The sequence below is a fragment of the Flagellimonas amoyensis genome (assembly GCF_003058265.1).
In the GTDB taxonomy this organism is placed as follows: Bacteria; Bacteroidota; Bacteroidia; order Flavobacteriales; family Flavobacteriaceae; genus Flagellimonas; species Flagellimonas amoyensis.
Map to the genome: position 1 here is coordinate 44,045 of NZ_QBUK01000012.1, position 20,617 is coordinate 64,661.

Here is a 20,617-nt window from a genome sequence, read left to right on the forward strand (position 1 = left end):
AAGAAGAGAATTATCTTTGACCACCTCATTCAGTTTTAATGGAAGTAGATTGTGTACCCTTTAAGGAAACAGGTTATTTTTCAAAGCTCATTTGCGATTACCTGGACCAACGGGAGGAACTAAAACCATTTTTTAACCGATTTCCCTTGCCGGAGAACTTTGAAGGGCAGATCAAGGAAAAACAGGAAAACTATCCAGATGCCCACAGGGCAATTTTGGTGGCCTCTTTGAAGGAGCAATACATTGGGTTTGAGGTAACGGAAGCCACTTTGGACAACATTTCTTCCTTGGGGAGCACCCATACGTTTACTGTGGTCACAGGGCATCAATTGAACCTTTTCACTGGTCCCTTATATTTTTTGTACAAGATCGTTTCGGCCATCAACTTGGCGAAGCAATTGAAGGAGAGGCATCTGAACCATCATTTTGTGCCGGTCTACTGGATGGCCACCGAGGACCATGATTTTGAAGAGATCAATTATTTCAACCTGCACGGAAAAAAGATACTGTGGAACAGAAAAGCGTCCGGCGCGGTGGGAAGATTGTCCACAGAGGGCCTGGAGGTCCTTTTTGATACACTGACCGCCGAATTGGGGCAGACCACCAAAGCGGAAGAATTGAAAAATCTTTTCCGAAAGGCCTACTTGGAGCATGACAATCTTGCCGAGGCCACCCGTTTTTTGGCCAATGAACTGTTTGGCGACCAAGGATTGGTGATTGTGGACGGGGATGATGCTGCACTGAAGAAATTGCTGGTGCCGTTTGCGGAGAAGGATATTTTTGAACATAAGCCCTTCCATAAGGTAATGGAGACCATTGACGCGCTTGCCCAGATATCTTCGGACTATACCATACAAGTGAATCCTAGGGAAATCAATTATTTTTATCTGAAGGATGGCCTTAGGGAACGGATCGTGGAAAAGAAGGGGGATTTTTATGTGGTGGACACCCCTATCAAATTTACGCCAGATGAGCTCCGGGAAGAATTGGAGCTGCACCCAGAGCGGTTTTCACCCAATGTGATCGCCCGGCCTTTGTACCAAGAAGTGATCCTGCCCAATCTCTGTTATATTGGCGGGGGAGGTGAGTTGGCCTATTGGTTGGAACTCAAACCCTATTTTGAGGATATGGGAATTACCTTTCCCATGCTCTTGCTCCGAAATTCAGCTTTGCTGGTCACGGAGAAGCAGTACAAAAAAGTACAAAAACTCGGTGTAAAGGTTTCCAACCTTTTCCTGAAACAACATTCGCTGATCAACAAAAAGATTCGAGAGATTTCCAATATCGATATTGATTTTACTCCCCAGAAAAAACTTTTGGAAGAACAGTTCCGGTTGATGTACGAATTGGCGGAGCAGACCGACAAGAGTTTTATGGGTGCTGTTAAGGCCCAGGAAGTCAAGCAAAAGAAAGGGTTGGATGCCTTGGAAAAACGCCTGTTGCTGGCCCAGAAAAGAAAACTGAAGGACCATGTGGTCCGGCTGACCGACCTTCAGAATGAGCTGTTTCCCAACAGGTCCCTTCAGGAAAGACAGCTCAATTTTTCCGAGATGTACCTCGAAATGGGGGACTCCCTGATCCCAACTTTATTGGATGCATTGGATCCTTTCCGGGACGGATTCCTCATCTTGAAATCCTGATCAAGGACGAAAAATCGATTTTTTTAAAAAAAAAGTAAAAAAACAGGTAGGGTATTTTTCCCTATGGTTGTTTTGTTATTGAAAGTTGCTATGAAAAAGTAAAGATTTATGAGTTGGTTAACTCATATGTTTAGGTTGGTTTTGATTTTATTGAAAAGCCCCGGAGTGGTTCCCGGGGCTTTTTGCTTTTATATCCATTTTTAAAAAGAAATCAGAAAAAATCGGAAAAGAAGGACCTGACCTCAAAATAGGTGGCTTCCTTCATGGTATTGAACCGCAGCTCGGCATGGCCCACTCGTTCCTTGGGTCCAATCCCTACACTGTGGAACCCACCGGCAATCGCAGCATCAATGCCTTTTTCGGCATCCTCGAAAACCACACAGTTGCTGGGTTGTAGTTTCAATTTTTCGGAAGCATACAAAAAGATATCCGGAGCGGGTTTGCTCTTGGCCACACTGTTTCCATCCCCGATCACATCAAAATAGTGCATGGCATTGAGCTGTTGGAGTACCTTGATCGCATTTTTGCTGGCACTTCCCAAAGCGACCAGAAACCCTTCTTGTCGTAAATGGGTGAGCAGTTCCCTGGCACCGGGAAGGTAATCCTCGGGGGTCATGCTCTCCAAACTATCAACATAGAGGTCATTTTTTTTGGTGGCAAGCTCAACCACGGCATCATCGGTCAGGATAACATGGTTATGGTCCATGATGACCTTGATGGAATCCATTCGGGAAATGCCCCTGAGTTTTTCATTGAGTTCGCGGTCAAAGTGCCAGCCCATTCCATCGGAAAGTTTTTTCCAGGCTTCGTAATGCAGCTCGGCAGTATCAGTGATCACTCCGTCCAAATCAAAGATGAATCCCTTGATCATGTTTTGTTGGTATTAGGAAACGCAAATAAATGACGAAAACTGTTAAGAAAAAAACTACATAAGGTTATGTTCTTCCAAAGGGTGTTATTGGAAATGGCACACCACTGGAATCCATGGGGATAGGCGGCCTTTTGAAAAAGTGTCATAAATATCCTTTAAAACATACTTTTTCAACTAAAGCAAATTGCTATTTTTGCCCATGCATAACAACGTACTCATCTTGGATTTCGGTTCCCAGTACACCCAGTTGATCGCCAGACGCGTTAGGGAACTGAACATATACTCGGAAATAAAACCATACAACAAGCTGCCCGAAGACCTTTCGGAATATAAGGCCGTGATCCTTTCGGGATCGCCTTCCTCCGTCAGATCGGAAACCGCTCCGCATCCAGATCTTTCTGGGATAAAGGGGAAAATGCCATTGTTGGGCATTTGCTACGGGGCACAATACCTGTCCCACTTCCATGGGGGCAATGTGGCACCATCCGCGACAAGGGAATACGGTAGGGCCAATCTTTCCTTCGTGAAAAATGACGAGGAATTTTTAAAAGGTCTGGATCAAGGAAGCCAGGTTTGGATGAGTCACAGTGATACCATCAAGGAACTTCCCGAAGGCGGTATCCGTTTGGCCAGTACACACGATGTGGAAAATGCAGCCTTCAAAATTGATGGCGAAACAACATACGGTATTCAGTTCCACCCCGAGGTCTATCACAGCACCGATGGGAAAAGAATATTGGAAAACTTTTTGGTGAACATAGCCGGCCTAAAACAGGACTGGACCCCCGATGCCTTTGTGGAGACCACGGTAGAGGAACTAAAGGCGGAAATCGGGGACGATAAAGTGATCCTTGGGTTGTCCGGAGGCGTGGACTCCAGCGTAGCGGCCATGTTGCTGCACAAAGCCATAGGGGATCATTTGCACTGTATTTTTGTGAACAATGGCCTTTTGCGCAAGAATGAGTTTGAAAATGTGCTGGACCAATACAAGCACATGGGACTCAATGTGAAGGGAGTGGATGCTTCGGCACGTTTTTTGGACGCTCTGAAGGGAGAATCCGATCCCGAGGGAAAAAGAAAGATCATTGGCAGGGTCTTCATCGAAGTTTTTGATGATGAGGCCCATAAAGTGGAAAATGCAAAATGGTTGGCACAGGGCACCATTTATCCAGATAGGATCGAATCCGTTTCGGCAAGTGGTGGTCCTTCCGCAGTGATCAAGAGCCATCACAATGTAGGTGGATTGCCCGATTATATGAAATTGAAGATCGTGGAGCCCTTGAAAATGTTGTTCAAGGATGAGGTGAGAAGGGTAGGGGCCAGCATGGGCATGTCCGAATCCATTTTGGGGCGTCACCCATTTCCCGGGCCGGGATTGGGCATTCGGATCTTGGGCGACATCACCCCGGAAAAAGTGGCCATTTTGCAAGAAGTGGATGCCATTTTTATTGAAGGTTTGAAAAAATGGGGACTTTATGACAAGGTTTGGCAGGCCGGAGCCATGCTTTTGCCCGTAGATAGTGTCGGGGTCATGGGAGATGAGCGTACCTATGAAAAATGTGTCGCGCTCAGGGCCGTTGAAAGTACCGATGGAATGACGGCAGATTGGGTGAATTTACCCTATGAATTCCTTCAAAAGACCTCTAACGATATAATAAACAAGGTCAAGGGCGTTAATAGAGTAGTGTATGACATCAGCTCAAAACCACCTGCAACTATAGAATGGGAATGAAAAAAAACATCTTACAACTGGTCATTGCGGTCATCTTTTTGGCGGCAATCCCGGTTTCCGCACAGAATTATGCCACACATGCCGTAAAAGAGGGGGAAACGCTACAGAGCATTTCCCAGAAGTACAGGGTTACGCCATACTCCATTTTACAGGCCAATAAAGAAATCAAAAGCGCTGCCGATGTCAAGGTCAACACCATGTTGATCATTCCGTTGAACGGGGCCGTGAAGGTGGAGGAAAAAAAACCTGCCGAGGAAGAACTTCAGGAAGAAAAACCCATTGGCTACACACGACACAGGGTAAAAAGAAAGGAGACCATGTTCGGGCTTACCCAAAAGTACAAGGTCACCGAGGATCAGATCAAGCGCTATAACCGACAGCTCTATTCCGAGCAGTTGAAAAAAGGTATGGTACTCCAGATTCCCAAGTTTTCCAAGAAAGCCATCGATGATGAAAGAGATCTCGATTTTGAGACCTATACCGTTCAGCCCAAAGAGACCCGATGGAGCATTGCCCATAAATATGGCATTACCGTTGACAGTCTCTTGCTCCTGAACCCTGATCTGGACAATACCACCAATTATTTGGCAGCGGGACAGAAACTCAAACTTCCCCGCCCCAAAGGGGATAGCCTCAAGGAACAGCAAGTAGACCTGTTCACTTCTTACACCGTTCCCCCAAAAATGACCTTATATAGTTTGGGAAGGGAGTATGGCATTCCTTCGGATTCCATTGTCAAATTGAATCCAGAGATCATGAAACAAGGTGGTCTCAAGGATGGGATGGTCATCCGTTTGCCCAAGAAAAAGGCCACATCCGGGGCGGTGAATACCGAAAACTTCATCTTTTACGAAGTAAAGCCCAAGCAGAATATTTTCAGGATCACCCAAAACCTGAACATTTCCAGGGAGGAACTGTTCCGCCTGAACCCCGACCTTGAAAATGGACTCAAGGCAGGAATGGTGCTCAAACTCCCCAAGGAAAAGGCCGCAGGCCTAGAGGTGAAAAACGCCTTGGTACTGGACAAGATCAATCTGATAGACAGTATAGATGTCATGAACAGGCCCAAACTGGTCTTTATGCTGCCCTTCAGGCTAGATCGCGTAAATGTGAACGACAGGGAAAAGGCCGAGAGCATGATCAAGAACCGAAGGGACCTTGCCCTTAGCCTTGGATTCTATTCAGGGGCTTTGGTAGCCTTGGATTCCATCAAGAAACTGGGTGTTTCCGTCGATGTGAAAACGTACGATACCGAACTGAGCCAAGCCAAGGTGAAGGAAATCCTGTTCAGGGAAAACCTGAACGGAGTGAACGCCATCATTGGCCCAGTGGCCTCAGAGGCTTTGAACGAGGTTGCCGTGCAAGCGGCCAGCAAGAACATTCCCGTGATTGCCCCTATCGCTTCGGAAAGCAAGTTGAGCCATGGCAACGTTTTCTTCTCCGTACCGCGCGATGCCGTATTGCGGGATAAAATGCTGTCCTACATGAAAAAAATACACAAAGGAGAGAATGTGATCATTGTAGCGGATTCCACCCATCAGGTGGCACACGACTCCATTCTCTCCAAATTCCCGGCGGCGCAGATTGCAAAGATCATAGACAACAAATCACTCCATTTGGACCGATTTCTTGTAAAACTTTCGGATACCAAGGAAAATTGGGTGTTCCTCGAAACCGAGCAGCCCAACATGGTGGCCAGCGTAACTTCTATATTGAACTCGGCGAACACGGAGAAGACAAAAGTACGCATGTTCACCACCAGTTACAACGGTGCGTTTGAGGACGATGCAGTTTCCATGACCCATTTGTCCAATTTGCAGTTCACCTATCCGTCCTTTTACAGGGAAGCGGGCAACGACACTTTTGTTGCGGCCTATGAAAAGCGTTATAATGGATTGAAGCCCGATCGCTATGCGGTGCGTGGTTTTGATGTTACTTTCGACATTTTGTTGAAATTGGCCCATAAGAACAACCTTTTTGAAACTTCCAAGATCATTGGGCTAACGGAGTACACCGGAAACAGCTTTGATTATTTGAACGATTGGACCTCAGGCTACTTCAACCGAGCCTGTTATATTATGAAGTACGAAGACCTACAGATCAAAGAAGTGAATCTCGATGACATCAAAAGTAACCTATAACGGAGACCTTCGGACCACTTGTGTCCATGTCAGGTCAGGAAGCGAATACATCACCGATGCACCTGTGGACAACAATGGAAAGGGAGAGGCCTTTTCCCCTACGGACACTGTGGCGACCGGATTGGCCAATTGTATGATGACCATGATGGGCATCAAGGCCAGGGACTTGGGTGTGGATTTGGCAGGTTCCACTGCCGAGGTGACCAAACACATGGCCGCCAACCCAAGACGGATATCCAAAATTGAGGTGAAACTGGAACTTCCCGCCGATGTGTCCGAAAAGAACAGAAAAATTCTGGTACACACCGCGAACACTTGCCCTGTGCACTATAGCCTACATCCAGACATTGAAAGAGTAATCGATTTTCATTGGGTAAGATAGTTTTCATAGGATGCCTGCTTTTTCTCGGTTTTTTGGGATCTGCACAAGAAATTGAGGAGGGTGTCCCTTGGAATGAAAACTTTAGGCTCACCTGGGACGATTTTAAGGGGAAAGTTCCCCCGGCCGCCGTTCCCGCTGCCACTACGGCCAGTGGCATCAGCTATTCCTATTCCGCCAACCTGTTGCACCACGAAGTAAAACTGGATTTTGAGGTAACTGCCCATTTTTATCCGAACGAATCTTGGTATAGGCCGACACTCTGCAACGACAATACTTTGGCCCACGAACAGCTCCATTTTGACATTTCGGAACTCTTCGCCCGTAAAATGCGCGGTAGGCTGAAACGCACCTCATTTTCTGATGATGTAAAGGCCGAAGTGCGAAAAATCTATAAGGATATCCTCAAGGAACTTCAGGATTTTCAGGATCAGTACGACTGGGAGACCAACTTTTCCAGAAACCGGGAAAAACAGTTGGAGTGGAACCAAAAGATTACCGAAGCCCTCGAAGCAGTGCAGTAAAAGGCGTAGGTAGGTGTATTGATTCAAATCCCATCAATTCCAAAAAATGAACAAAATCGATATGTTTGTATAGCTTTGATAGGTTCAATCTACCTCTAAAGGCAACCTAAAATACACAAACATGAAAAAAACAGTACAGTTTTGCTTCTTGATGTTTACGGTTTTCTTGCTCCGGGCACAGGAAGAACAATTGCCCTTACGCGGTTTGGCCATCGCGGCCCCCGATAAGGACAATGTGGGCCGGTTCGTGAAATTCATCAATGAAGAACTGGCTCCGCGAAAGATCAATACACTGGTACTGCGGGTCGATTACAATTTTCAATACACCTCACATCCAGAACTGGTTACAGGAAACCCGCTCACGCAAAAGGATGTGGATGCCATTGTGGCCGCTTGTCAACAGCACGGAATCCAGATTGTTCCCCAGATCAATTTATTGGGACACCAATCCTGGGCCGATAAGATCGGAAAATTATTGGAGGTCTATCCAGAATTTGATGAGACCCCAGAGGTGAAAATCCCAGAGGAGTACAAATGGCCCAATGCGGACGGGCTGTACTGTAAAAGCTATTGTCCGCTCCATCCCGAGGTGCACAAAGTGGTCTTTGATCTTGTGGATGAGATCACAACGGCCTTTAAGGCCGATGCCTTTCATGCGGGCATGGACGAGGTGTTCTATATCGGGATGCCCAACTGCCCCAGATGCAACGGTAGGGACAAGGCGGAACTCTTTGCAGGGGAGGTCACCAAGATCAGGAACCACTTGGCCAAGACCAATAAACGGCTCTGGATCTGGGGCGATCGTTTGATCGATGGCAAGACCACCGGAATGGGCATGTGGGAGGCCAGCATGAACAATACCCACCGTGCCATAGACCTTATCCCCAAGGATGTGATGATCTGCGATTGGCATTATGAACGACCCGACCCAACAGCCATCCATTTTGCCATGAACGGGTTTGATGTGGCCACCTGCTCTTGGCGAAAGCCCGAAGTGGCCTTGGAACAGCAAGAAATGCTGAGAACACTCCGAAAGGATGCCACCGCCGACATGAAACCCCGCTACAGGGGAATGCTGCATACCTCATGGACCAGTTTTTCCAATTTTCTGAAAATGTTCCAAGAGGAGAACCCGGAGGAAGAAAACGATGCCACGACCTTTAAGGCGCTGTTCATAAAATAACGAAGGCAATGAAGGCGTAGGGGAGGAAGTTTAAAATCTTTCTGGCAAAATAGCTCGGCGCATTAAATACTTTAATTGTATTTTAGGGGCACTTCAGTACAATCGATGTTATCAAAAAAGTCAAAATACGCCATCAAGGCCTTGGTGCATATCGCATCTAAATTGGAGGAACAACCGGTATCGGTCAGAAGTATTGCCACAGAGGAGAACATCCCTCTCAAATTTCTGGAATCCATATTGGCCGAACTTAAGAATGCACGTATTCTGCGAAGTACCAAGGGCAAATACGGGGGCTATTCGCTGAACAAGTCCCCCGATGAGATCCATATGGCCGAGGTGATGCGGCTCTTTGATGGGGCCATCGCTCTTTTACCCTGTGTATCGGAGAATTTCTACGAGCGCTGCGAGGAATGTGTGGATGAACTTACCTGCGGCATCAGACAGGTCGCCATGGAAATCCGAAAGCATACCGTGGCCCAACTACATACGGCTACCCTGACCAACATACTTCAAAGGGAAGAAAGGCTAAGGGAAAACAAGTAATTTTTTTTATAATTTTAAATCCTATTAATTTGGTAGGAAATATATGTTTTATATTTTTGTTTTTAAATCATACTAATCCTATAGAATATAAATGTTATGAAAAACAAAATTTATCTTTTGGTCTATTTTCCGTTTTTGTGGACCACTTTGGTCAATGCCCAGCAAGAGTTACGAGGTACGGTTTATGATGCTTCCACTTCGGAACCTTTGGTAGGGGCCACCCTAGTGGTGCAAAATACCCAAAACGGAACCGTTACCGATTTCGAGGGCAGTTTTAGGTTGGAGCATACGGAGAATTACCCTATTACCATTGAAGTCTCCTATTTGGGCTACGAGACCAAGGAATTTAGATTGGCCGCTCCCCAAGTTTTGGAGATTTACCTGACTCCCTCCAGCACTTCCCTGAACGAGATCATCGTCACTTCGAGAAGAAGAAGTGAGGCCGTACAAGAAATTCCCATACCCATTGCGGTAATTGGGGCGAGGGAAATAGACAATTCAGTCTCCTTCAACGTGAACCGGGTGAAGGAACTTGTACCGTCGGTACAATTGTATTCGTCCAACCCCCGAAATACCACATTGAACATCAGGGGGATGGGTTCCACCTTTGGGCTGACCAACGATGGTATCGATCCCGGTGCCGGATTTTATGTGGATGGGGTCTATTACGCCCGACCTGCTGCAACCACCCTGGATTTTATCGATACCAAGCAGATAGAGGTGCTCCGGGGGCCACAAGGGACCCTTTTTGGGAAAAACACCACGGCCGGTACCTTCAACATTACCACAAGAAGGCCCACATTTACCAATACCCTCAATTTTGAGCAATCTTTTGGTAATTATGGCTTCATACAGACCAAAGGTTCCCTTTCCGGGCCTTTGGTGGGCAACAAATTGGCGGCCCGTCTGTCCTTTAGTGGCACGCATCGGGATGGGACCATCTACAACCAACGTACCGAAAAATATACCAATACCCTGAACAACCAAGGTTTACGGGGACAGTTGTTCTACCTGCCCAGTGAAGGCATCAGTATTTTGTTGTCGGCCGATTATACCAGACAACGTCCCGATGGGTATGCACAGGTGTATGCGGGTACGGCACCGACCTTAAGGGCCGATTTCAGGCAGTTTGAGAACATCATAGCCGATTTGGGGTACGACCTGCCCAGCCGAAACCCTTTCGACCGTGTCATTGACCATGATACCCCTTGGAATTCGGACCAGGATTTTGGAGGTGTGTCGCTGAACGCTGACATTGCGTTGGGAAAGGGCACACTGACCTCCACCACGGCATGGAGAAGTTGGAAATGGGCGCCGTCCAACGATAGGGACTTTACGGGCCTCTCGGCCATTTCACGCTCTCAGGCCCCGTCCATCCATCATCAATATTCACAGGAGTTCCGCTATGCAGGGGAGTTTTCTGAACGATTGGACGGAACCCTTGGTCTGTTTGCCTTTTACCAAAAATTGGATGCGATAGGGGCACACATTCTTGAGGCGGGATCTGACCAGTGGCGGTTTGTCCAGAACAACCAAGATCCCCTTTGGGAGACCCCGGGACTATTGGATGGGCTCACCCAAGAGACCAGGCCCAGTTTCCGCAATTTCAGTGGTGCCCTTTTTGGACAGTTGGACTGGAGTTTTGCAGACAAATGGTCCCTACTGCCCGGTTTTCGCATCAATTATGACCAAAAGGAGGTAGATTTTGAAAATACGGTGACGGGTGGACTCCAGACAGATGACCCTGCGCTCATCGCTCTGCAGAACAGGGTCTTCACTCCCATGTCCTTCCAGACGGATATCGATGATTGGAACCTGTCGGGCCAATTGACCCTGAGCCATATCCTACATGAAAATTTTAGGGTGTACGGAACCTACTCTTTGGGATTCAAGCCAGTGGGACTTAACCTTGGTGGGATTCCCACGGAGGATGGGGTGCCCCTTTTGGAACTGGCCGTGGTGAAACCGGAAAAAGTGGACCATTTTGAACTCGGGCTCAAATCAGAACCTTTCAAGAATGCCATATTCAACCTCACCGCTTTCCGGACGGACATCAAGGATTACCAGACCAATGTACAGTCGGCCCAGCTGGGGGTCACCCGGGGTTACTTGGCCAATGCGGAAAAGGTCAGGGTGCAGGGACTTGAACTGGAAGTGTTCTATGATCTTCCCCAATATTTTAGGTTCAACGCGGGAGTGTCCTATACCGATGGCACCTATGTGTCCTTCACAAATGCACCGGTGCCTTTGGAAGAAACCGGAGGGGAGGACTATAAGGACATTTCGGGAGAAGTACTTCCCGGGATATCCAAGTGGACGGTCACCACGGGTACCGAGATCCATGGCGGGGGCAATCTGTTTGGGGAAAAAGGGGAATTTTTTCTCGGGGCCGATCTCTATGCCCGATCATCGTTCTCCTCGAGTCCCTCGGCGTCCCGCTATCTGAACATTGACGGTTATACGCTGGTGAACGGTAGGCTGGGTTTTAGGGGCAACAAAAGTTTCTCTGTCTTTATCTGGGCCAAGAACCTGTTCAACAAGGATTATTTTGAGCAATTGTTGCCAGCAGGGGGCAATGCAGGACATTATGCGGGCGTGCTTGGTGACCCCGCCACCTATGGGATCACTACACAATTCAAACTATTCTGAACATTTATTTTGAAGCATGCAAACACTATCGAGCTTGATTGAAATCGAATCCTTTTGGGGAGTCATGGCCATTCCCCTGTTCCTATCCATGTTTTTGGCCGTGAACATGGGCGGTAGCGGTACGGCCCCGGCATTTTCCGCTGCTTATGGGGCGGGAGTGATCAGAAGGACCATGATTCCGGCCCTCTTTGGCATCATGGTGCTTATCGGTGCCTTGTTGGCGGGCAAGGAAGTCTCCCTTACCTTGGGGAACGGGCTGTTGGAACAGTCCCTGTTCACCCCAATGGTCACCTCCATTATATTGCTCTGTATCGGATTGTCCCTTTTCCTGGCCAATCTGCTGGGCGTGCCCCAATCCACGAGCCAGTCCACCGTGTTGGCCATAGCAGGGGCGGCCACGGCACTGGACGGCCTGAACACCCAAAAACTGTTCCTTGAGATTTTACCCACATGGTTCATTTTGCCCTTGGTGTCGTTCCTGATCATGTTGGCCCTGTCCAAATGGGTGTTTCCCTATTTAAAGGATCGGTTCTTTACGGACAGTTACGACCATTTGAAGGAACACAAGGGGTTGAAGGCGCTTTTGGTGGCCGCATCGCTGTACGTGGCTTTTTCCATTGGGGCGAACAATGTGGCCAATGCCGCCGCCCCCATAGCATCTTTGGCGGTGAACCAGATGGGGGAGACGGACCTGTCCCGGGTCATTTTGTATTCCATGCTGTTGACGGCACCTTGTTTTGCCATTGGGAGTTCGTTGTTCGGACACAAGGTGACGAAGAAGAACGGAAAGGACATTGTGGATGTCAACCCTTTTTATGCCTGTGTGATATCGATCTTGGTGGCCAGCCTCTTGCTAATGGCCTCCATGACCAAGGGCATTCCCACATCCCTGGTACAGTTGAACGGTACAGCCTTTATTGCGCTGGGCATCACCAAGAACGGATTTAGGGAAACATTTTCGAACCGAACGGTAAAACGGTTCTTCACCGTGTGGGCAGTTGCACCAATTTTTGCCTTTGGTCTGGCCTTTTTGCTGATCAAGCAGTTGGTCTGACCCAACTTTAAAGATCACCCCGTGACCGAGAGGCTAGGTTAAGCTCTGCAAAAGCTTTCACAGTGGTTCGAATCCACTCGGGGTGCCAAAAATCAATCAAATCTTTGGAGTCTTTGTGGTGTACGATATATAGGGCCGGACATCTGAAGATTATTTGTGAAATTGGTCTTCTGTAATATCGAAAAGATGACCGAATTTTCTAGGGAATGGCAAGAAGAACTATCTGAATTGATTTTAGATGTCTATGGTACACCAGAGTCCTTGGCCAATTGGTTGGATTTGGCCGTGGAGATGTTGTTCTATGTGGAAGAAGATACTTTTTCTAGAGTAGAGTTGCAGGAAGTGGCTACGGCGATTAGGGGAGTGGTGAGGGTTTTGCGGAGTGAGGTATAGATTAAGACAATCCTTAATTCAGTTACCAGATTGATTAACACTTAAAACTACTTCATTTTCAAATTTAATATCCAAATAGTCTGGATCAATGTTGAATAGCCCTGGTTTGATTCCAAGTTCATAGGATAAATGATTTTCATTACTAATGGAATATTCACTTCCTAAAATTTGTATCACATCTGATTTAGTTTTTCCAATCAGCATTTTGCTATCAATTATATCTTCAGCCATCCGGTATCGTTCCTCAACATTTGAATCCCATTCAATTTTATCAAAGTCATTTGAAGTGTAGTATGAAGCTGAAAAAACCCAAATTATTATTAAGGCAACATAAACAAAAGGGCTTAGAAGTAAAGCAGAGACAATCGCAATCTGCCTACTGTTTCTTTCATGACCAATTTTAAACTTTCTAATTATCCAACTGCATACAAAGTAGCTAGGAATCGCTAGAATTAAAATTATTATGGGTACTTCTGGACTCATATTAACGTATTCTGTTGACTCACTATTTTTTTAAAGCAAGTTGTGGTTACACATCACACCTCAAAAAAGCATCCTTTAGCGCGCCGACCTTGTCTTCCCAGGTCACAATGAACTCTTGGGCCACATATCCTTTAAATCCTGTTGCATGTATTGCTTTGATGATGGCGGGGTAGTACAGCTCTTGGGTTTCATCAATCTCGTGACGACCGGGAACCCCGGCGGTGTGGTAGTGTCCAAAATAAGGGTGGTAGTTCTGTATGCTGCGGATGATGTCCCCCTCCTGGATCTGCATGTGGTAAATGTCGAACAACAATTTAAAGTTGTCGCTGCCCAAATGTTTGCAGAGTTCCACCCCCCATAGGCTACTATCGCACATATAGTCGGGGTGGTTCACCTGGTTGAAAAGCTCCATCTGGAGTACCACGCCATGTTTTTCGGCCAAGGGGATGATCTGGGAAAGCCCGTCCACACAATTTTGAAGACCTACATAATCGTTCATCCCATTGCGGTTACCGCTAAAGCAGATGAGGTTGGTATAGCCCGCCTCTGCAACCTTCGGGATTATTTCCGTGTAGTTTTTGATGAGTTGCTCGTGGTATTTCGGGTTGTTCCAACCTTCGGTAAGGCTGATTTCCGCGCCATTGCACATGGAGCAATGGATGTCGTATTTCTTTAGTAACGGCCAATCCTTCGGACCAATAAGGTCGATGGCCTTGATGCCCAGTTCGTTCAATATCTTTAGAAAATCCTCCAAAGGAAGATGGCCAAAGCACCACTGGCAGACACTGTGGTTGATGTTGTTCTTCAATTTGAACTCTTTGGGTTGCCCTGTTTCGGGAACCATGGCAGTAGCGGAGGCCAATCCAGCGGAGCCAATGGCCGCGGTGGTTATAAAGTTTCTTCGTCTCATTTTGTGCATTTCTTATTCGAAAGATAGTACATTAGCCCTACAAATGGAAATACGGCCCGATACAAAACAGCTTTTGGAACTGGCGCATTATAAGATGCCCTACGGCAAGTACAAAGGACGTTATCTGGTGGACCTGCCCTTACCTTACCTTGTTTGGTTCAGCCAGAAAGGCTTTCCCGAAGGGAAGTTGGGCAACTACCTCCAGACCATGCTCACCATCAAGGACAACAACCTGGAACCCATCATCAGAAAGCTGCAAAAAGAATTTCCCAAGGAATCCACCTGATTTCTGCGCTGCAATTCGTACCTTTACGCCCCGTAATAGAAGCTGCAATATGTCACAGACCAAGTACATTTTCGTTACGGGAGGCGTTACTTCATCCTTGGGAAAAGGAATCATCGCCGCATCCTTGGCCAAACTCCTACAGGCCAGGGGATACCGGACCACCATACAGAAATTAGATCCCTACATCAATGTTGACCCGGGAACGCTGAACCCCTATGAGCATGGCGAATGTTATGTGACCGATGACGGGGCGGAGACCGACCTCGATTTGGGGCATTACGAGCGTTTTTTGAACGTCCGTACTTCCCAGGCGAACAATGTGACCACGGGAAGGATCTACCAAAGTGTCATTGAAAAGGAACGTAGGGGCGAATTTTTGGGCAAAACGGTCCAGGTGGTGCCCCACATCACCAACGAGATCAAGGAACGCATCCAGATTTTGGGCAAGAGTGGTGATTATGACATCATCATCACCGAAATAGGGGGTACCGTGGGCGATATTGAGTCCTTACCTTATATTGAAGCTGTTCGACAACTGCTCTGGGAATTGGGCGAGCACAACGGAATTGTGGTGCACCTTACCCTAGTGCCCTTTTTGTCGGCCGCGGGCGAGCTGAAGACCAAGCCCACGCAGCACTCTGTAAAAACCTTGATGGAGAGCGGGATAAAGGCCGATATTTTGGTCTGCCGTACAGAACACGAAATTTCTGAGGACATCAAGGAGAAATTGGCCCTGTTCTGCAATGTGAAAAAAGAGGCCGTGATCCAATCCATCGATGCATCCACCATTTATGATGTGCCCTTGATGATGCAGGAAGAAGGCTTGGATGCCGTTACGCTTGAAAAATTGAACCTTCCCAACAACACAGAACCCAATCTGGACCAATGGAAGGAATTTTTGAAACGGCACAAGAACCCAAAAAATAAGGTGACCATAGGTCTGATCGGAAAATATGTGGAACTACAGGATTCCTATAAATCCATATTGGAGGCCTTTATACATGCCGGCGCCGCCAATGAGGTGGAAGTCGAGGTAAGGTCCATCCACTCCGAGCACCTATCGGCCAAGAACATCAATGAAAAACTGAAAGGGCTGGACGGTATACTGGTTGCACCTGGTTTTGGCGAGCGCGGCATCGAAGGTAAGGTAAAAGCGGTACAGTATGCCCGTGAGAACAATGTGCCATTTCTGGGTATCTGTCTGGGTATGCAAATGGCTGTCATCGAGTTTGCCAGAAATATTTTAGGCTTGAAAGGTGCCAATTCCACCGAAATGGACAAAGGCACTCCGTATCCCGTCATCAGTTTGATGGAAGAACAGAAATCCATCACCGATATGGGAGGGACCATGCGTTTGGGAGCCTGGGACTGCCACTTGAAAGCGGACAGTCTGGTCGAGAAGGTATATGGCAGTGCTGACATTGCGGAACGTCACCGCCATCGGTATGAATTCAACAATGCCTACAAGCAACAAATGGAGGAAGCTGGCTTGGTGGCCTCTGGACTTAACCCTAAAACAGGGCTCGTGGAAGTGGTGGAAATCCCTTCACACCCATGGTTCATTGGGGTGCAGTACCATCCGGAGTACAAGAGTACCGTGGCCAACCCGCATCCCCTTTTCGTTGGTTTTGTAAAGGCCGTACTGGTCCAGAAGCAAAAACAAAAGAATGCCAGTTTGGCATAAAATGCGGTTTTGGACATATATTTGCCACCTGAAATAGCAATAATAGAGTTCTACTAAATATTTTTCATGGAAGAGAAGAAGCTGGATGTCAAGTCCATTATTGGATTTGTACTGATTTTTGGGATACTCATTTTTATGTTTTACCAAAATCAGCCCACCCCAGAAGAGTTGGAGGCCCAAAAAGCGGAGCAGGCACGTGTGGAAGCTGCGGCCAAACAGGCAGAAGAGGCGAAAAACGATTCGGCCCCCATCAAACAGGCACAGGCCATTGACCTTGCCGATTCCACTGCTGTGGCCAACTACAAAAGTGCTGTAGGGGCATTTGGCTTTACCCAGGCATCCGAAGGAACCACCACGTTGGAGAACGAGGTGCTCTACCTGGAAGTATCCAATAAAGGAGGACAGATCGTGGAGGCCCGGATGAAGAATTTTGTCACCTTTGATTCGGTTCCCGTGTATTTGGTGAAGGAGGGCAACGCCAATTTTGCCCTGAACTTTTCCACTTCGGACAACCGAGTGCTCAATACCGGCGACCTTTTCTTTGAACCCACACTTTCCAAAAATGGGGACAACCAAGTCCTTTCCATGAAGGCCAAAGTGGCCGATAACCAATTTTTGGAGTATCGCTACGAAATGAAACCTGATGAATACCTTTTGGGTTTCACGGTCCGATCTCAAGGCCTGAACGGAGTCATCAACAGTGGTAAACCGATTACCCTTGAATGGGACATGAAGGGCATTCGCCATAACAAGAGTGTGCAGTATGAAAACCGCTATACCCGATTGACCTATAACCATGATGATGGCAACATCAGCAAATTGTCGGAGAGCAGTGATCTGGACGAAGAAACCGAGGAGGATGTAAAATGGCTTTCGTACCGACAGCATTTTTGGAGCTCCATTTTGGCGTCGGACAATCATTTTGAAACGGCTCAGTTGAGCTCCAAGAACTTGGTCGAGGACGAGAGCAAGGAAACCCGCTTCACCAAGGAATACAGCACCAAGGCCCCATTGCAACTGCAAGGAGGCGAACTGTCACAGAACATGCACTGGTACTACGGTCCCACCGACGTGAAGGTGTTGGACGATTATAAGGAATTGGGCCTTGCGGATTCCATTCCGTTTGGTTGGGGAATTTTCGGATGGATAAACCGATATGTATTCACCCCTTTCTATGGAATGCTGAGCTCTTTCCTTCCTTTTGGAATCGCCATTATCGTCATGACCATCATCGTGCGGTTGGTATTGTCACCCGTCACCTATAAATCCTACCTCTCACAGGCCAAGATGAAGGTCCTCAAGCCTGAGATCACCGAAATCAACGAGAAATACAAGGACAATGCCATGAAAAAGCAACAGGAGACCATGAAGCTCTACAACAAGGCTGGGGTGAGCCCCATGAGCGGTTGTGTACCGGCATTGTTGCAGTTGCCCATTTTCTACGCACTTTTCATGTTCTTCCCCACATCCTTCGCCTTGCGACAGAAACCCTTTTTGTGGGCGGAAGACCTGTCTTCTTATGATGTCATCTTCAATTTGCCGTTCACCATCCCATTTTATGGGGACCACGTGAGCTTGTTCCCGATATTGGCATCCATTGCCATTTTCTTTTATATGATGATGACCACAGGACAGAGCATGCAGATGCAGCAACAGCCCGGCATGCCCAACATGAAGTTCATCATGTACCTATCGCCCATCATGATGTTGTTCTTCTTCAACAACTACGCCAGTGGATTGAGTCTCTATTACTTCATTTCCAACTTGATCACCATTTTCATCATGTTGGCGATCAAGAACTACATCTTGGACGAGGACAAGATCCATGCACAGATCCAAGAGAACAAGAAGAAGCCCAAAAAGGAGAACAGGTTCCAGCGCAAGATGCGTGAGATGATGGAACAGGCCGAGGAGCAGAAGAAAACGGGCAAGCGATAAGACTTTTCAAAAGGCAGTAGCCGATTTTCAAGGCTGCCTATCCAAAGGATAGTATTCTGTACAAAACAAAAAAACTCCCTCAAGAATTTCTTGGGGGAGTTTTCCATATTTCGGTTTAGTTTGGAAAGATTTGGGACTTCAAAGATGCGGCATAATCAATCGGAAAAAAATTAATAGTTGTCAAACCATTGGTTTTTGTAGTAAAAATTTCCCCTTTTGATGTGTTATCGATGAACTGCAATTTTTAAGGACAAAGGCCCCTTGAAAATGGTTTCCAAAAGGCCTTTGCGCTGATATAGAAACGGCTAAAATCTTAGTTTGTCGTGTCTGGAATCAATACGGTGTCCAGCACATGGATCACCCCATTGATGGCCTGCACGTCAACTGCATCGATACCTATTCCGGTATTCCCTGCGCCATCGGTCACATCGGCAATGTTATCCCCTGTTCCGGGCAAGTTGATGGTAATGGCATCCCCTTCCAAAGTAGTGGCCATGATGCCATCGGATAGGTCTCCAGACCTCACATTGGCCCCTGCAACCACATGATGCTGCAAAATTGGGATCAAATCGACTTCGGCGGGTATGGCGGCCAAGGCTTCAAATGCAGCATTGGTAGGGGCAAATACCGTAAAGGGATCGCTGCCTGCACCCCCTTGGGCTGAAAGCACGCTCACAAAGTCCACACTTGGGGTCAATTCGGTCAAAGCCTGTACCAAGGTGGAGAAATTGGGGTCGGCCACGGCAAAGGTGACCACCGTTGGCAAATCGATCACAGCATCCACTGCATGGATAACACCATTCGTAGCAACAATATCGGCCAAGACCACATTGCTCGTACCGTTCAAGGTTACGCCATCATCGGTATTGATGTAAAGGCTCAGGTTTTCATCGGTGTCGAATTCAGCAGCAGTGCTCACATACGAATTGGTCAATCCCGAAGAGAATGCTGCAGCGCCGACCACGACATGGTTGGACAGAATGGCATTCAAATCATTTGAATTTGGATTGGTGAAGGCATCGAAGGCATCATTCAAAGGGGCAAACACAGTGAAATCCTCTTCCTCATTGGAAAGCAGATCGGTGAACGTAGTGTTTCCACCATTGGTCAAAGCTGCGACCAAAGAGGTCAGATTAGGATTGGTCACGGCATGGTCCACAATATCGGGCAAGCCGATCACGGCATCCACCACATGCACAATACCGTTCAGTGCTTTGACGTCGGCCATCACCACTGTGGATACCCCATTGAATGTAACGTCACCCGAAGTATCGAAGAACAAACTCATATTTTGATCGCCAGCACCAACCGCCAGCGTACTGGTATAGCCAGAACCCAAACCAACTAGGTCATCGGAGGTCACTTCACCACTGATCACATGGTTGAGCAGCACATTGGTCAATACATCCACCGGAATGTCACCCAATTGGGCACCATCCAAAAATGTCTCAAATGCTTCATCAGTAGGGGCGAGAACGGTGAACGGTCCTTCTCCCCTCAATACAGTAGGAAGGTCTCCGTTGGCCGCTACAAGGGCAGCTACCAAATTTTCAAGGTTCTCATTGCCCAAAGCCAGGTCGGTGATGGGAACCAGCAAAACGTCCGCCAATGCATCCAGAGCATCTTGGGGAAGCAAAACTTTGTCAATAATGTGGACAACCCCATTGGAAGCTTCAATATCGGCGGTCGTTACCTGAGCTGCCTGTGCAGTGGCATCGCTGATGAACACCCCACCTTGGGTGGAAACCTCCAAGGTAGAGCCTTGTAGTGTGGTGATGGTCTGACCATCGCTCAAATCGGAGGACATCACGGCAGCATCCGCAACTACATGATAGGTCAGTACCACAGCGAGCAGATCTTGTAATTGTTGCGTGTTGAAGTCATCGAGTGAATCAAAGCCATCCAATTGGGCCAAGAGATCTGCAAAGGCATCATTGGTTGGGGCAAAAACGGTGAAGGGGCCTTCTCCGCTCAATGCGGCCACAAGGTCGTTGTTGGCACTTTCATCGGCTTTTTGAAGAGCGCTGACCAAACTGCTCAACTGTGGGGTAGCTTGGGCCGCAGCAACAATGGTCACATCGGTTTCCGGCGGATCGGTGGGTCCGTTGTCATCGTCCGAACAGGATGTGAAAATCAAGAACAATGATAGTAATGTAAAACGGGATAGTTTGTCTAATGTTTTCATAATCTTGTTGTTGTATAAGTGT

At 47.5% G+C, this 20,617-nt stretch carries 17 protein-coding genes; 13 read left to right on the top strand and 4 right to left on the bottom strand.

The genetic code is table 11. The features are described from left to right. The first annotated feature begins 38 nt into the window (after nucleotides 1-38). Nucleotides 39-1,640: a bacillithiol biosynthesis cysteine-adding enzyme BshC gene (gene bshC, locus DB398_RS15685; RefSeq protein ID WP_108425404.1), complete on the top strand. Its 1,602-nt coding sequence runs from the start codon at nucleotides 39-41 to the stop codon at nucleotides 1,638-1,640. A 211-nt stretch (nucleotides 1,641-1,851) separates the two neighbouring features. Here the strand turns inward: bshC and pgmB are convergent, their stop codons facing one another. Next, the gene (pgmB, locus tag DB398_RS15690) at nucleotides 1,852-2,511 is read right to left on the bottom strand and encodes a beta-phosphoglucomutase (protein WP_108425405.1); all 660 of its coding nucleotides are present in this window, start codon (nucleotides 2,509-2,511) and stop codon (nucleotides 1,852-1,854) included. Nucleotides 2,512-2,710: 199 nt separating this feature from the next. On the opposite strand from pgmB, the gene guaA reads away from it, so the two are divergent. The 9 genes from guaA to DB398_RS15735 all read left to right on the top strand — a co-directional run bounded on the left by guaA (nucleotide 2,711) and on the right by DB398_RS15735 (nucleotide 13,109). After that, on the top strand, nucleotides 2,711-4,243 hold the full coding sequence (gene guaA, locus DB398_RS15695) for a glutamine-hydrolyzing GMP synthase (RefSeq protein ID WP_108425406.1): 1,533 nt from the start codon (nucleotides 2,711-2,713) through the stop codon (nucleotides 4,241-4,243). Beyond that, a complete protein-coding gene (locus tag DB398_RS15700) occupies nucleotides 4,240-6,384 on the top strand; it encodes a LysM peptidoglycan-binding domain-containing protein (RefSeq protein WP_108425407.1) in 2,145 nt (714 codons plus the stop codon). Before guaA ends, DB398_RS15700 begins: the two co-directional genes overlap by 4 nt. Beyond that, complete coding sequence (locus DB398_RS15705) at nucleotides 6,362-6,766, top strand: OsmC family protein (protein ID WP_108425408.1); 405 nt, start codon at nucleotides 6,362-6,364, stop codon at nucleotides 6,764-6,766. The genes DB398_RS15700 and DB398_RS15705 overlap by 23 nt, the downstream gene beginning before the upstream one ends. Further along, nucleotides 6,754-7,287, top strand: a complete 534-nt coding sequence (locus DB398_RS15710; protein ID WP_108425409.1) for a DUF922 domain-containing protein — start codon at nucleotides 6,754-6,756, stop codon at nucleotides 7,285-7,287. Before DB398_RS15705 ends, DB398_RS15710 begins: the two co-directional genes overlap by 13 nt. A gap of 121 nt (nucleotides 7,288-7,408) precedes the next feature. Continuing rightward, nucleotides 7,409-8,470: a family 20 glycosylhydrolase gene (locus tag DB398_RS15715; RefSeq protein WP_108425410.1), complete on the top strand. Its 1,062-nt coding sequence runs from the start codon at nucleotides 7,409-7,411 to the stop codon at nucleotides 8,468-8,470. A gap of 105 nt (nucleotides 8,471-8,575) precedes the next feature. Continuing rightward, nucleotides 8,576-9,013 carry an RrF2 family transcriptional regulator gene (locus DB398_RS15720; protein ID WP_108425411.1) on the top strand — a complete coding sequence of 146 codons (438 nt, stop codon included), beginning with the start codon at nucleotides 8,576-8,578 and terminating at the stop codon, nucleotides 9,011-9,013. A gap of 96 nt (nucleotides 9,014-9,109) precedes the next feature. Continuing rightward, on the top strand, nucleotides 9,110-11,662 hold the full coding sequence (locus DB398_RS15725; protein ID WP_108425412.1) for a TonB-dependent receptor: 2,553 nt from the start codon (nucleotides 9,110-9,112) through the stop codon (nucleotides 11,660-11,662). A 16-nt stretch (nucleotides 11,663-11,678) separates the two neighbouring features. Further along, nucleotides 11,679-12,716, top strand: a complete 1,038-nt coding sequence (locus DB398_RS15730; protein WP_199913423.1) for an inorganic phosphate transporter — start codon at nucleotides 11,679-11,681, stop codon at nucleotides 12,714-12,716. A gap of 186 nt (nucleotides 12,717-12,902) precedes the next feature. Continuing rightward, on the top strand, nucleotides 12,903-13,109 hold the full coding sequence (locus tag DB398_RS15735) for a hypothetical protein (protein WP_108425413.1): 207 nt from the start codon (nucleotides 12,903-12,905) through the stop codon (nucleotides 13,107-13,109). An 18-nt stretch (nucleotides 13,110-13,127) separates the two neighbouring features. Here the strand turns inward: DB398_RS15735 and DB398_RS15740 are convergent, their stop codons facing one another. Together DB398_RS15740 and DB398_RS15745 are read right to left on the bottom strand one after the other, a co-directional pair. Then, a complete protein-coding gene (locus DB398_RS15740) occupies nucleotides 13,128-13,592 on the bottom strand; it encodes a hypothetical protein (protein WP_108425414.1) in 465 nt (154 codons plus the stop codon). Between the two features lie 46 nt (nucleotides 13,593-13,638). Further along, nucleotides 13,639-14,502 (bottom strand): hydroxypyruvate isomerase family protein, encoded by an 864-nt coding sequence (locus DB398_RS15745; RefSeq protein ID WP_108425484.1) that lies wholly within the window; start codon nucleotides 14,500-14,502, stop codon nucleotides 13,639-13,641. Between the two features lie 43 nt (nucleotides 14,503-14,545). Between DB398_RS15745 and DB398_RS15750 the strand changes: the two genes are divergently transcribed. The 3 genes from DB398_RS15750 (at nucleotide 14,546) to yidC (ending at nucleotide 18,410) form a co-directional block, all read left to right on the top strand. Then, nucleotides 14,546-14,788, top strand: coding sequence for a DUF3820 family protein (locus DB398_RS15750; protein ID WP_108425415.1), 243 nt, complete (start codon nucleotides 14,546-14,548; stop codon nucleotides 14,786-14,788). Nucleotides 14,789-14,837: 49 nt separating this feature from the next. Next, a complete protein-coding gene (locus tag DB398_RS15755; protein WP_108425416.1) occupies nucleotides 14,838-16,472 on the top strand; it encodes a CTP synthase in 1,635 nt (544 codons plus the stop codon). 66 nt (nucleotides 16,473-16,538) lie between these two features. Further along, a complete protein-coding gene (yidC, locus tag DB398_RS15760; protein WP_108425417.1) occupies nucleotides 16,539-18,410 on the top strand; it encodes a membrane protein insertase YidC in 1,872 nt (623 codons plus the stop codon). A 313-nt stretch (nucleotides 18,411-18,723) separates the two neighbouring features. On the opposite strand, the gene DB398_RS15765 is transcribed toward yidC, so the two are convergent. Then, nucleotides 18,724-20,595, bottom strand: coding sequence for a fasciclin domain-containing protein (locus tag DB398_RS15765; protein ID WP_108425418.1), 1,872 nt, complete (start codon nucleotides 20,593-20,595; stop codon nucleotides 18,724-18,726). Nucleotides 20,596-20,617 lie beyond the last annotated feature (22 nt).